Origin of the sequence: Salmonella sp. SAL03688, assembly GCF_046551895.1 — a bacterium.
GTDB lineage: Bacteria > Pseudomonadota > Gammaproteobacteria > Enterobacterales > Enterobacteriaceae > Salmonella > Salmonella enterica.
Window position 1 is genome coordinate 110,158 of the sequence record NZ_JBGDVI010000003.1, and the last position, 13,089, is coordinate 123,246.

A 13,089-nucleotide genomic window follows, 5' to 3' on the forward strand; every position below is an offset into this window, starting at 1 on the left:
CAACAATATACTCCTCCCGGGACTAATTTAACCACGGTGAGGTAAAAAATGAAATTTGAACGCCATCATAGAATATTGAAGGAACTCAGTATTTCGGGAGTTGTAAAAGTTTCAAATCTGGCGAAAAGTCTCAAGGTAACAAAGGAAACTATTCGTTCAGATCTCAATGAACTTGCCGGACAGGGATATCTTACTCGCTGTCATGGTGGTGCATTTATTACCCTTGATTCTCTTGATAACGTCGCAAAAAATGAAATTGCTTATGTGCTGGAAAAATATGAATCAGCGCAGAAAATAAAAAAAGGTCTCTCTGCCATGAAAAATAATGTATGTGTTATTGGCTCGTTCAATGTTGATATTATCAGTTATCTACCGAGATTACCCTCAACGGGAGAATCATTGCTGGCCGATAAATTTATTTTTTCACCCGGCGGTAAGGGATGTAATCAGGCATTAGCAGCAAGCTATGCCGATTCTGATGTGCATTTTATTACTAAAGTAGGCTCAGATCATTTTAGTGATTACGCCATTAATTTTATAAACTCATCAAAAATCCATAAAAGTGTTATCTACCAGACCAAAGAAACACAAACAGGTACAGCAACCATCATGGTGAATGGAGATACCGGAGATAACGTCATCGCTATCTACCCTGGCGCCAACATGACAATTTCCCCTGATGAAATCACCATTCAGAAAGAAGCCATTGTTCATTCAGATATTGTTCTTGTCCAACTGGAGACGAATTACGAAGCGCTGCAGCAAACAATTCGTCTCGCACAAAAAAATGACATACCGGTCATCATCAATCCAGCGCCATACAATGACATGGTTAACACCATCATTGATAACATTGATTATATTACGCCAAATGAAACGGAAGCAGGCCTGCTGGCCAATATGGCGGTTAATGATATCGAATCAGCCAAATGCGCGGCCAAAATTATTCATCAGAAAGGCGTCAAAAATACCATTATTACATTAGGTAGCAAAGGTTCGCTTGCTTATGATGGCACACAATTCATCTATTCCCCGGCATTTCCGGCAGTTGTAAAAAATACGGCGGGAGCGGGTGACGCTTTCAATGGCGCCCTCGCATCTGGTCTTGCAAAAGGAAAGTCACTGGCATCCGCATTGTGCTACGCCAGCGCATTTGCCTCACTTGCGGTTGAAACGCCTAATGCCTCTGATATGCCGGAAAACGACTCCGTTCTTCATCGTATTCAGGGTTCACATTACAAACAAACTATCTCTACTCACTAAATCAAGGAGCAGACTATGAACAATACGCAGAAAAAACTAAAGGTGCTCTTTATTGGAGAATCCTGGCATATTCATATGATTCATTCAAAAGGTTATGACAGTTTCACCTCCAGTAAATATGAAGAAGGCGCTACATGGTTACTGGAATGCCTGAGGAAAGGCGGCGTTGATATTGATTACATGCCTGCCCACACGGTACAAATTGCCTTTCCAGAGAGTATTGACGAATTAAATCGTTACGATGTGATTGTTATTAGCGACATTGGTAGTAATACCTTCCTGTTGCAAAACGAGACATTTTATCAGCTAAAAATAAAACCAAACGCTCTGGAGTCCATTAAAGAGTACGTCAAAAATGGCGGTGGACTACTCATGATTGGCGGTTATCTGTCATTTATGGGTATTGAGGCAAAAGCCAATTATAAGAACACCGTTCTTGCTGAGGTTCTGCCAGTTATTATGCTTGATGGCGATGACCGGGTAGAAAAGCCCGAGGGTATCTGTGCTGAGGCTGTCTCACCTGAACATCCTGTTGTTAACGGGTTCTCAGATTATCCGGTATTTCTTGGATATAACCAGGCCGTCGCCAGAGACGATGCCGATGTCGTATTAACAATAAATAATGACCCATTGTTAGTGTTCGGTGAATACCAACAGGGTAAAACCGCCTGCTTTATGAGTGACTGCTCCCCACACTGGGGAACCCAGCAGTTTATGTCATGGCCATTTTATACCGACCTGTGGGTCAACACGCTTCAATTCATCGCCAGAAAATAAAAAACAATGGAGTAACGAAAGTTACTCCTTTTATAAAATATAAGGATTAATGTATGAACAAGAATAAGTACTCAACCCCCTTACTGATGCTTGCCACCATCTTAGCCGGTATGCTTTCCCCGATGCAGTCTGCCGTTAATGGGCAGTTAGGACATTGGTTACAAGACGGTAATGCTTGCGCAGTAATCTCGTTTGCCAGCGGTCTGGTCGTCATGTTTTTTATTATTATTGCGCGCAAAGAAACACGCCAGCAATTCGCCGCAATCCCTACTCTGATTAAAAAGAGAAAAATCCCGCTATGGAATTGGTTTGCAGGATTATGCGGGGCTATGGTCGTATTTTCTGAAGGCGCATCCGCCAGCGCGCTGGGCGTTGCCACCTTTCAAACAGCATTAATTTCCGCCCTGCTCCTTTCCGGCCTGCTGTGCGACCGTTTTGGCGTCGGTGTGGAGGAGAAAAAATATTTTACGCCATGGCGCATTACTGGCGCATTGTTCGCCGTTATCGCCACCATTTTTGTCGTGTCGCCACAGTGGCACTCAACCTCGTTTATCCTGCTCGCTATCCTCCCCTTTTTGGCAGGGTTACTCGCTGGCTGGCAGCCTGCGGGAAATGCGAAAGTCGCCGAGGCAACGGGCTCCATGCTGGTGTCCATTACATGGAACTTCATCGTCGGCTTTTGTGTCCTGGGCGCGGCGCTGGCGATACGTATCGCATTAGGCCATGTCACCATTCAGTTACCCGATACATGGTGGATGTATCTCGGTGGTCCGCTGGGTCTGCTGTCCATCGGGCTAATGGCGATTCTGGTGAGAGGCTTAGGGCTATTGATGCTGGGCGTAGCGTCAACAGCAGGCCAACTGCTTGGCTCAGTGCTGATTGATGAATTGATCCCTTCATTAGGCAATACGGTCTACCTGGTCACCATCATCGGTACGCTGTTCGCGGTAGTCGGTGCGATTGTGACCACCATCCCTGAATACAGAGCATCCAAAATGGCGCAAAGAATGGAGGTGTCAGAATGAAAGGTTTCCTGCAAACCGTAACAGGCCCGGTGGCGCATACGGATATGGGGCTGACGCTACCGCATGAACATCTGTTTAACGATCTGTCTTCGGTCGTAGACGAGCCACATTATGCTTTTTCACAGCAACTGGTGGGAAAGAAAGTCAGTGCTGACCTGCAGTGGGGGCTGAAACACGACCCATACTGCTGCGCCGATAACATGGACCGCAAAGAGATTGATGATGTTATCTTCGAAATCAATAACTTTATGGCTTTAGGCGGCAGGACGATTGTCGACGCCACCGGATCAGAATCCATTGGACGGGACGCCTCAGCGCTGCGAGAAGTTGCCTTAAAAACGGGTTTGAATATCGTTGCGTCATCCGGACCTTATCTGGAGAAATTTGAAAGTACCCGGATCCATAAACCTGTTGAGCTGTTAGCCTCACTCATTGATAAAGAACTGAATCAGGGTATTGGCGAGACGGATATTCGCGCTGGCATGATCGGTGAAATCGGCGTATCTCCCGCGTTTACCCAAGCGGAGCGTAACAGCCTGCGGGCAGCGTCTCTGGCACAATGTAACAACCCCCACACGGCGATGAATATCCATATGCCAGGGTGGCTGCGACTGGGTGATGAGGTGCTGGATATCGTGCTGGAAGAAATGAACGTCTCTCCGGCAAAAGTCTCGCTGGCGCATTCGGACCCTTCAGGAAAAGATGTCGTCTATCAACGTAAAATGCTCGACCGTGGCGTATGGCTTGAATTTGACATGATTGGTCTGGACATCACCTTTCCAAAAGAAGGTGTCGCGCCGGGCGTTCAGGAGACCGCAGATGCAGTAGCGAATCTGATTGCACTGGGTTACGCCGACCAAATCGTTTTAAGCCATGATGTTTTTCTCAAACAGATGTGGGCGAAAAATGGCGGAAATGGCTGGGGGTTTGTCCCGAATGTCTTCCTCGCCTATCTGGCTGCTCGCGGAGTAGACAACGATACTCTGCGCAAGCTTTGTATTGATAATCCAGCCCGATTACTCACGGCATAATCTGCAAATAGCCCGGTGTCTGACACCGGGCCTGGAATTAAAAATCAGTATCCCGCCGTTAAATCATCCACCGAACGCGGGTCAGACGCACCGTACAGTTCGCCATCCGGTCCAACCATAATACTTTGGGTACTGCCCATCGCTTCTTTCAGCGCCACTTTCTGCCCTTTCTGTTCCAGCAACTTCAGCGTATCGGGACTGAAGCCCTTTTCTACCCGCAGTTCGTCCGGCAACCATTGATGATGGAAGCGCGGCGCGTTGGTCGCTTCCGCGACGTTCATGCCAAAATCAATGCTGTTCACTACCATTTGCAGCACAGTAGTGATGATTCGACTCCCGCCAGGACTGCCGGTCACCAGCCAGGTTTTGCCCTCTTTAACGACGATAGTGGGCGACATCGACGACAGCGGACGCTTCTTCGGACCGACCGCGTTAGCATCGCCGCCCACCAGGCCATAAACATTAGGTACACCGGGTTTAGCAGAAAAATCATCCATTTGATTATTCAGCAGAATACCGGTATTTCCCGCCACAATTCCTGTGCCGAAGGTGGTGTTCAGGGTATAGGTCACCGCCACAGCATTGCCGTCTTTATCCACCACCGAGAAGTGGGTGGTCTGGTTGCTTTCATACGGGGCGAGCTTGCCCGGTTTTATCTGGCTGGAAGGTTTGGCCTTGTTGATATCAATTTGATCGGCCAGCGTTTTCGCATAGGCTTTGTGGGTCAGCGCCTGCCACGGCACTTTCACAAAGTCCGGATCGCCCAGATACTCTGAGCGGTCAGCGTAGGCGTATTTTTCCGCTTCCGCCATGATTTGCATGGCATCGGCGCTGCCAAAGCCGTACTTCTTCATGTCGAAATTTTCAAGAATATTAAGGATCTGTACGATGTGAATACCGCCCGAGGATGGCGGCGGCATGGAGAAGACCTGATACCCGCGATAGTCACCGCTGATTGGCGTACGCTCAACGGCTTTATAGCTGGCTAAATCCTCTTTGGTCATCAGACCGCCGTTCTTCTGCATTTCCCCGGCAATCTGGTCGGCAATCGCCCCTTTATAAAACGCAGCCGGGCCGTTTTCGGCAATCATTTCCAGGCTTTTCGCCAGATTCTTCTGGATCAGCTTATCGCCTTTTTTCAGCGGCTCGCCGTCTTTCCAGAAAATAGCTTTGCTGTTCTCATGATTAGGGATCACTTCGCTGCCGTAAGTTTTTAAGTCGTCGGCCAGCGCATCGTTAACCACAAAACCCTCTTCCGCCAGCTTCATCGCCGGACGCACCACTTTATTCAGCGGCATCGTGCCGTATTTCTCCAGCGCCAGCGAGAACCCCGCCACGGTACCCGGCGTACCGGATGCCAGATGCGACGTCAGCGACTTTTTCGCATCGGCGTTACCCTGATCGTCGAGGAACATATCACGGGTCGCGCCAGCCGGCGCCATTTCACGAAAATCGATCGCCGTGGTAGCGCCATCTTTAGTGCGCAGCAGCATAAATCCCCCGCCGCCCAGATTCCCGGCTTGCGGATGCGTGACAGCCAGCGCATAGCCCACGGCGACGGCGGCATCCACGGCATTACCGCCCTGCTTTAAGATATCCACGCCAACCTGCGTCGCCATTGCATCCACCGAGGCCACCATCCCTTGCGTCGCCCGCACAGGATGAAAGACATCTTCTTCAACACCATAGGAGACTGGCGGCGCGACGGGAGGATTGGCCACCGCGCTAAACGTCCCCCCGGCCAGCAGAGCGGCGATCGCCACCCAGCGCATAAACGTTGGTTTCATCGTTGTTTTTCTCCAGATAAATGGGTGTATGTCCCGTTTAATCCTGGCCCACAACGCTTAAAAAATCATCATCATGGCGAAATAGAGGTACACTTAAAAAGAGGCCTCATCGGGAGGAGACGACAATGAAACGCTTACTACTTATTACGGCTTTGTTACCCTTTGCTGTATTGGCCCAGCCAATTAACACTATGAATAATCCTAATCAGCCAGGTTATCAGATCCCCAGCCAGCAGCGTATGCAGACGCAGATGCAAACGCAGCAGATTCAGCAGCAGGGTATGTTGAAACAACAGATGCAAACGCAGGCGCGCAGCCAGCAGCAAAATCTACAGTCGCAGTTGAATGCCAATACGCAGCGGGTTCAGCAGGGACAGCCGGGCAACGGTATGCTCGGTCAGCAAACGCTGCCCAATACGCAGGGCGGAATGCTCAGCGGCAGCGGAAATCCGGACCGGATGCTAAACCATTCCCAGCCAATGTTGCAGCAGGGCAGCGGGACGCCGCAGCCTGACATCCCGCTGAAAACCATCAGCCCTTAAAACTGACGGCCCTTAAAACTGAAAGTGAGGGCCGATGTCATCAATGCGATCGGTGCAGATACAATCCACGCCCCAGCGCAGCAGCTCTGCCGCCCGCTGGGGCTGATTGACGGTATACACCAGAATCCGCAGACCCGCGGCCTTAATCTCTTGCACTCGCGTCTCATCGAGTAATTTATGGTTGAGATGGAGGGAAACACAGCCCAGACGGGTCGTCAGTTCACGCCAGTCTTCACGCCATTTATCCAGTAGTAACCCGCGCGGCAGTTCAGGTGCTGCCGCCTGCGCCGCTTCCAGCGCCTCTATCTCAAAGGAAGAAAGCAGCGGCGGCGTCATCCCGGCCCACAGTTCGCGGGCGGCCAACGCCACGACACGTCCTGTTAGCCTTCCGCTCCCCGTTGTCGGTTTGATCTCAATATTCGCCATCATGCCGTGTTTACGGCAGCGCTCCGCCACCTGCGAGAGCAGCGGCAGCGGCTCGCCTTTAAATTCGCCGCTAAACCAACCGCCAGCGTCCACACGCAATAAATCCTGCCAGTTCAACTCGCCCGCCACGCCCCAACCGTTGCTGGTGCGCTCCAGGTTATCGTCATGCAGCAGGAAAATTTCGCCGTCTTTCGACAGCTTGGCATCAAACTCAATCATGGTGTGCCCGTATCGCGCGCCCACGTCAATCGCCGCCAGAGTGTTTTCCGGCGCCAGTTTACCGCCGCCGCGATGGGCGACAATGTGGGGATAAGGCCAGTTACTCATACACGTTGTCCTGTTTCGCCATCAAAAAGATGCCGCTGATGTTCCGGCAGATGCAGCCATAGCGTACTGCCCGCCACCGGGCGCTGCTGATGCGCCAACCGCACCACCAGTTTCTGATCGCCCCAGCGCCCATGCGCCAGATTATCCGCGCCCAGAATCTCCAGCGTGTCTACCGTTAGCGGCACGCCGCCTTCCGCCTGCGAGCTTAACGCAATATGCTCCGGGCGAATACCCAGCGTCATGTTACGTCCGGCATGACCCCGATAGCCCGCACCAATCGGCAACGCCAGACCGCCAGGCAATTCGAAACGGTCGCCGGAAGCGCTGATAACGCCGTCCAACAGGTTCATCGCCGGGCTGCCGATAAAGCTCGCCACGAAGCGACTGGCCGGTTTTTCATACACCTCTACCGGCGTGCCAATCTGTTCTGCGACGCCTTTATTCATCACCATCACCCGCTGGGCCAGCGTCATCGCCTCTACCTGATCGTGAGTAACATAGAGCGAGGTGGTACGAAGACGACGATGCAGATGTTGTAACTCCAGACGCATCTGCACGCGCAGCTTGGCGTCGAGGTTAGAGAGCGGTTCGTCGAATAAGAAGACTGCCGGCTCGCGGACGATCGCGCGCCCCATTGCCACGCGCTGCCGCTGACCGCCGGAAAGCTCGCGTGGACGGCGTTTAAGCAGGCCGTCCAGCTCCAGAATGCGCGCCGCCTCCCGCACGCGTTCTTCAATATGCGCTTTGCTCATACCGCGAATTTTTAGTCCCCACGCCATGTTCTCCTCTACGCTCATATGGGGATAGAGAGCATAGTTCTGAAATACCATCGCGATGCCGCGATCTTTGGGCTCCATCTCGGTGACCCGTTTGCGATCAATCCAGATATCGCCGCTGGTCACGCGTTCCAGACCGGCCACCATCCGCAACAACGTTGATTTGCCGCAGCCGGACGGCCCGACCATCACAATAAATTCGCCATCCGCCACGTCCAGCGTCAGCGGTTGAATGACCTGGGTTTTGCCGTCCCAGCTTTTGGTTACTGCCTGTAGTTTTAAACCAGCCATTTTTATTTCTCACTGTCCACTAAACCACGCACAAACGCCCGTTGCATGGCTAACACAATTACGACCGGGGGAATCAGAGTCAGCAGCATCGCGGCCATCACCTGGTTCCATTGCGTGGTACCTTCGCCGGTGGCGATCATCCCTTTGATACCCGCTACGGCAGTGCCAAGATTCACGTCGGTGATAATCAACAGCGGCCACAGATACTGGTTCCAGCCGTAGATAAAGGTGATGACGAATAACGCCGCCAGGTTGGTTTTTGACAGCGGCAACACGATGTCGCGGAAAAAGCGCATCGGCGACGCGCCGTCAATACGGGCCGCCTCCACCAGTTCATCCGGAAGCGTCATAAAGAACTGACGAAACAGGAAAGTGGCGGTAGCGGACGCCATCAGCGGTAGCGTCAGACCGGCATAGCTGTCGAGCATTTTCAGGTTGGCGATCACTTCCACCGTCGGGAAGATACGCACTTCAACCGGCAACATCAGGGTGATAAAAATCATCCAGAAGAACAGGTTACGCAGGGGAAAACGAAACCAGACGATGGCGAATGCGGAAAGCATAGATACCGTGATTTTGCCTACCGTAATGCTGAACGCCATAATGAAACTGTTAAGCATCATCAGCCAGAATGGCGCGCTATTAACACCGACGCCGTTGACCCAAATAGTTTTGATATTCTCCAGTAACTGCGTGCCGGGAAGCAGCGTCATCGGCGTCTCAAACACCGCGCGGTCGTCCAGCGTCGCCGCGACAAACGCGACATACAGCGGAAACAAAATGACCGCGATCCCCAGAATCAGCATGGTATGGCTGAATATTGTCAGCCCGCGACGATTCTCTATCATTGGTAACGCACCTTACTTTCCACATAGCGGAACTGCACCACCGTCAGAATGATGACGAGGAACATCAACACCACCGACTGCGCGGCGGACGCCGAGAGATCCAGGCCGGTAAACCCTTCGCGATAGATCTTATAAATCAGCGTCGTGGTGGCTTGTACCGGCCCGCCGGCGGTCGCGGCGTCGATCACCGGGAAGGTGTCGAAAAAGGCGTACACCAGGTTGACCACCAGCAGGAAGAAACTGACCGGCGCAATAAGCGGCAAAGAAAGCCGGAAGAAACGACGAATCGGCCCGGCGCCGTCAATGGCCGCCGCTTCCACCAGCGAGCGGGGAATGGATTGCAGCGCGGCAAAGAAGAATAAAAAGTTGTAACTAATCTGCTTCCAGACTGACGCAAATACCACCAGGAACATCGCCTGACCGCTGTTTTGCGCGTGGTTCCAGTCATAGCCGAATTCGCCAAGGAAATGGGTGATTAATCCCCGCCCCGGGTTAAACAGGAAAATCCACAATACGGCGGCGACGGCGGGCGCGACGGCATAAGGCAGCAGCATCAGCGTCTGATAAAAACGGCTGCCGCGCACCACGTAATCCACCAGGGCGGCGAAAAACAACGAGACCAGCAGGCCGCTAAATGTGACCAGCGCGCTGAATTTAATCGTCGTCCAGAAGGCGTCGAGATAATAACTGTCGTGAAAAAGCGCGACAAAATTCTCCAGCCCGACAAATTGGCTGGAAAAACCAAACGGATCGACGCTTTGCAGCGAATACCACAGCGCTTCGCCCGCAGGCCAGATAAAGAAAATAACGGTGATAACCAACTGCGGGGCAACCAGTAAATACGGCAGCCAGCGCGAGCGGAACACCGGACGGGATGATGACATGAAGGTTCTTTTCCTGGAAGGTGCCGGATGGCGGTGCAAGCACCTTATCCGGCCTACAAACGCTGTAGGCCTGATAAGCGCAGCGCCACCAGGCACTTATACACTTAAGATTTGCTCGCTTTCTCAAAACGACGCAGCAACTGATTCCCGCGATCCACTGCGGTATCCAACGCCTGTTGTGGGGTTTTCTTCCCGGTCCAGACGCTTTCCAGCTCTTCGTCCACGATGGTACGAATCTGCGGCATATTGCCCAGACGCAAGCCTTTGGTGAAGGGTAACGGCGGCTTATTCAACATCTGGCGAGTGGCGATATCCGCACCAGGGTTTTTATCGTAATAACCCTGCTCGCGGGTCAGCTCGTAGGCGGCGGTGGTAATCGGCAGGTAGCCGGTTTTTTGATGCCATTCAGCAGCGTTTTCCGGTTTTGCCAGGAAGTCGAGGAATTTGGCGACGCCGGTATAGGTTTCTTTATCTTTACCCTGCATGACCCATAGGCTGGCTCCGCCGATAATGGCGTTTTGCGGCGCGCCCTTGATATCAGCGTCGTACGGCATCATACCCACGCCATAGTTAAATTTGGCATACTGGCGGATATTGGCGAGCGAGCCGGAGGACGCGGTTGTCATCGCGCAGTCACCGTTATAAAACTTCTCGGTAGACTCGTCCTTACGCCCAACATAGCTAAAATCGCCTTTTTTATTCATCTCTTCCAGCAGCGCGATATGTTTCACCTGCTCTGGCTTATTAAACTCCAGCACCGCATCTGTACCGTCAAAGCCATTGTTTTTACTGGCGAAGGGGAGACCGTTCCAGGCGCTGAAGTTTTCCAGTTGGATCCAGCCTTGCCAGCCGCTGGCGTAACCGCATTTCATGCCTGCCGCTCTCAGTTTCGCGGTATAGTCAGCCAGCTCCTGCCAGGTTTTCGGCGGCTGTTCCGGATCTAAACCGGCTTTCTTAAAGGCGTCTTTGTTGTAGTACAGTACCGGCGTGGAGCTGTTAAAGGGCTGGGAGAGCAGATGCCCGCTTTTAGCATCGGTGTAGTAGCCTGCAACGGTCGGTACAAACTGGGACTCGTCAAAGTTAATACCGGCGTCTTTAAACACTTCATAAACCGGCTTAATAGCTTTCGAGGCCATCATGGTCGCTGTCCCAACCTCATAAACCTGCAATATTGCCGGCGCGTTGCCGGTACGGAATGCCGCGATCCCGGCGCTCAGGTTCTGCTCATAGTTCCCCTTATAGACCGGAACGATTTTGTAATCCGGATTGGCCTGGTTGAAACGTTGCGCCAGTGAATCAACTTCTTTGCCTAACTCCCCTTCCATTGAATGCCAGAATGGAATAGTGGTGACGGCCAACGCCTGACCCGTAAATGCCAGACTCAGCGCCAGTCCTAAAGCTGTATGTCGTAACGATATCATCGGTTATCTCTCTTTTTGTGCCGGGATGCGCGATATCACGCGTTTTATGTTCGCGGGGGTAACATGACATGCTCGAATGACAGAAAAATAACTTTTTTATTACAAAAAAAAGATAGTAAGGCGACAGAGAGATGGCAAGGCAGTGAAAGCGCCGGAAAAGAAAAGTGGGAGCTACGGCACGGATAGGTACGACATTATTCCCGGGGGCGGCGCACATGCCGTAACTCAACCAGGCGGAGCGTCGCCGGGATTAACGTCTCAGGCGCGTAAGCGAACGACAATTTGCTCCAGCGTAAGCCGCCCTGCCGCCGCATCGACTGTCATATCGACAAAATCCGGATTCGCAGCGAGTGAGATCCCGTTACGCTTTAAAAACAGCAGCGTAATAAATAAGGCGGTACGTTTGTTACCATCATTGAAGATATGCCCACGGGATATAGCGAGCAAATGCATTGCCGCCAGCAGCCACACGTCGGTCACCCCTTCATATTCGATTTGATTGAGTACCCGGTACATTAGCGCTTCCGCGCGCCCAGGATCAGGCATGCCTGTTACACCAGGCGTAACGCGGAGAAGCCTGTCGTGAAACTGAATTATCTCTTCCGCTGAGATAAGTTGTAGGGTCATTTATCCGCCAGCTCCCTGAGCTCATTGCCATGAACCGCCATAATGGCAGCAAACTCATCATCCATTCGCGCCGTCTGATAACGCTCAAACTCCTCGGCGCTGATGATCACTGCGGACTTATGCCCACGACGCGTGATGGTGACAGGGCCCCCCGTCACCGCACTTTCCAGGACTTCGGCCAGATTTTGCCGCGCTTCGCTATAGTTAACCGTACGCATAAACACCTCCCCAGTTGTACATGTTTATTGTACAACAAACATGTACAAAAAAAGAGCCATCAGGCTCTTTTGAAAAATTTTACCGCTTGCCGTTACCGGGGGCGGCGCACGCGCTTCCCCCCTGGCACAGTCTAACCGCCCAGATAGGCGCTGCGCACCGCTTCGTTCGCCAGCAGTGCATCACCGGTATCGGATAGCACCACGTGGCCGTTTTCCAGCACATAACCGCGGTCGGCGAGCTTCAGCGCCTGGTTGGCGTTCTGCTCGACAAGGAAGATGGTCATACCCTGCTCGCGCAACTGCTCAATGGTGTCGAAGATCTGCTGGATGATGATCGGCGCCAGCCCCAGCGACGGTTCATCCAGCAGCAATAGCCTCGGCTGGCTCATCAGCGCGCGGCCAATCGCCAGCATCTGCTGTTCACCGCCGGACATGGTGCCCGCTCGCTGGATACGGCGTTCATGCAGGCGCGGAAACAGCTCGTACACCCATTTGATACGCCCCTGAAACCGATCGCGCTCGGCAAAAAAACCGCCCATCGCCAGATTCTCTTCCACCGTCATCCGCGAGAAGACGCGCCGCCCTTCCGGCACTATCGCCACCGCTTCACGCATGATTTTCGCCGTCTGCCAGTCGGTGATGTCTTTACCGTCAAACACCACCCGTCCGCTGGAGGCACGCGGATCGCCGCACAAGGTGCCAAGCAGCGTCGTTTTCCCCGCGCCGTTAGCGCCAATCAGGGTAACGATTTCCCCCTGGTTGATGTGCAGACTGACGTCGTGCAGCGCCTGAATCTTGCCGTAGTGGGCGCTGACTTTTTCAAACGTTAACATCGTTTTTTCCATC

General features: G+C 52.5%; 14 protein-coding genes. 5 read left to right on the forward strand and 9 right to left on the reverse strand.

Features of this window, described 5'->3' with window-relative positions; translation table 11 throughout:
* Positions 1 to 48: 48 nt before the first annotated feature.
* From ACLJR2_RS03980 to ACLJR2_RS03995, 4 genes are read left to right on the forward strand one after another with little or no spacing between them, the layout of a single operon-like run.
* Positions 49 to 1,263: a PfkB family carbohydrate kinase gene (locus ACLJR2_RS03980; protein ID WP_000667440.1), complete on the forward strand. Its 1,215-nt coding sequence runs from the start codon at positions 49 to 51 to the stop codon at positions 1,261 to 1,263.
* Between the two features lie 15 nt (positions 1,264 to 1,278).
* Positions 1,279 to 2,040 (forward strand): glutamine amidotransferase, encoded by a 762-nt coding sequence (locus ACLJR2_RS03985; RefSeq protein WP_001066509.1) that lies wholly within the window; start codon positions 1,279 to 1,281, stop codon positions 2,038 to 2,040.
* Between the two features lie 53 nt (positions 2,041 to 2,093).
* On the forward strand, positions 2,094 to 3,065 hold the full coding sequence (locus ACLJR2_RS03990; protein ID WP_001038944.1) for a DMT family transporter: 972 nt from the start codon (positions 2,094 to 2,096) through the stop codon (positions 3,063 to 3,065).
* On the forward strand, positions 3,062 to 4,096 hold the full coding sequence (locus ACLJR2_RS03995) for a phosphotriesterase (RefSeq protein ID WP_000675705.1): 1,035 nt from the start codon (positions 3,062 to 3,064) through the stop codon (positions 4,094 to 4,096). The genes ACLJR2_RS03990 and ACLJR2_RS03995 overlap by 4 nt, the downstream gene beginning before the upstream one ends.
* A gap of 44 nt (positions 4,097 to 4,140) precedes the next feature.
* Here ACLJR2_RS03995 and ggt read toward each other — a convergent pair whose 3' ends face one another.
* Complete coding sequence (gene ggt, locus ACLJR2_RS04000) at positions 4,141 to 5,883, reverse strand: gamma-glutamyltransferase (RefSeq protein ID WP_000805089.1); 1,743 nt, start codon at positions 5,881 to 5,883, stop codon at positions 4,141 to 4,143.
* A gap of 125 nt (positions 5,884 to 6,008) precedes the next feature.
* On the opposite strand from ggt, the gene ACLJR2_RS04005 reads away from it, so the two are divergent.
* Positions 6,009 to 6,425, forward strand: coding sequence for a DUF2756 family protein (locus tag ACLJR2_RS04005; RefSeq protein WP_000826042.1), 417 nt, complete (start codon positions 6,009 to 6,011; stop codon positions 6,423 to 6,425).
* A 12-nt stretch (positions 6,426 to 6,437) separates the two neighbouring features.
* On the opposite strand, the gene ugpQ is transcribed toward ACLJR2_RS04005, so the two are convergent.
* From ugpQ to livF, 8 genes are all read right to left on the reverse strand, one after another.
* Complete coding sequence (gene ugpQ, locus ACLJR2_RS04010) at positions 6,438 to 7,178, reverse strand: glycerophosphodiester phosphodiesterase (protein ID WP_000073548.1); 741 nt, start codon at positions 7,176 to 7,178, stop codon at positions 6,438 to 6,440.
* Positions 7,175 to 8,245, reverse strand: coding sequence for a sn-glycerol-3-phosphate import ATP-binding protein UgpC (locus ACLJR2_RS04015; RefSeq protein WP_000907843.1), 1,071 nt, complete (start codon positions 8,243 to 8,245; stop codon positions 7,175 to 7,177). Before ACLJR2_RS04015 ends, ugpQ begins: the two co-directional genes overlap by 4 nt.
* A gap of 2 nt (positions 8,246 to 8,247) precedes the next feature.
* A complete protein-coding gene (gene ugpE, locus ACLJR2_RS04020) occupies positions 8,248 to 9,093 on the reverse strand; it encodes a sn-glycerol-3-phosphate ABC transporter permease UgpE (RefSeq protein ID WP_000572196.1) in 846 nt (281 codons plus the stop codon).
* Entirely contained in the window at positions 9,090 to 9,977 is an 888-nt protein-coding gene (gene ugpA, locus ACLJR2_RS04025) for a sn-glycerol-3-phosphate ABC transporter permease UgpA (RefSeq protein WP_000099303.1), read from the reverse strand. Before ugpA ends, ugpE begins: the two co-directional genes overlap by 4 nt.
* A gap of 104 nt (positions 9,978 to 10,081) precedes the next feature.
* Positions 10,082 to 11,398, reverse strand: a complete 1,317-nt coding sequence (gene ugpB / locus ACLJR2_RS04030) for a sn-glycerol-3-phosphate ABC transporter substrate-binding protein UgpB (protein WP_000624747.1) — start codon at positions 11,396 to 11,398, stop codon at positions 10,082 to 10,084.
* 258 nt (positions 11,399 to 11,656) lie between these two features.
* A complete protein-coding gene (locus ACLJR2_RS04035; protein WP_000174964.1) occupies positions 11,657 to 12,025 on the reverse strand; it encodes a type II toxin-antitoxin system death-on-curing family toxin in 369 nt (122 codons plus the stop codon).
* Complete coding sequence (locus tag ACLJR2_RS04040; RefSeq protein ID WP_001520924.1) at positions 12,022 to 12,243, reverse strand: type II toxin-antitoxin system Phd/YefM family antitoxin; 222 nt, start codon at positions 12,241 to 12,243, stop codon at positions 12,022 to 12,024. Before ACLJR2_RS04040 ends, ACLJR2_RS04035 begins: the two co-directional genes overlap by 4 nt.
* 131 nt (positions 12,244 to 12,374) lie before the next feature.
* Positions 12,375 to 13,088 (reverse strand): high-affinity branched-chain amino acid ABC transporter ATP-binding protein LivF, encoded by a 714-nt coding sequence (gene livF / locus ACLJR2_RS04045; protein ID WP_000416116.1) that lies wholly within the window; start codon positions 13,086 to 13,088, stop codon positions 12,375 to 12,377.
* Position 13,089: the final 1 nt, after the last annotated feature.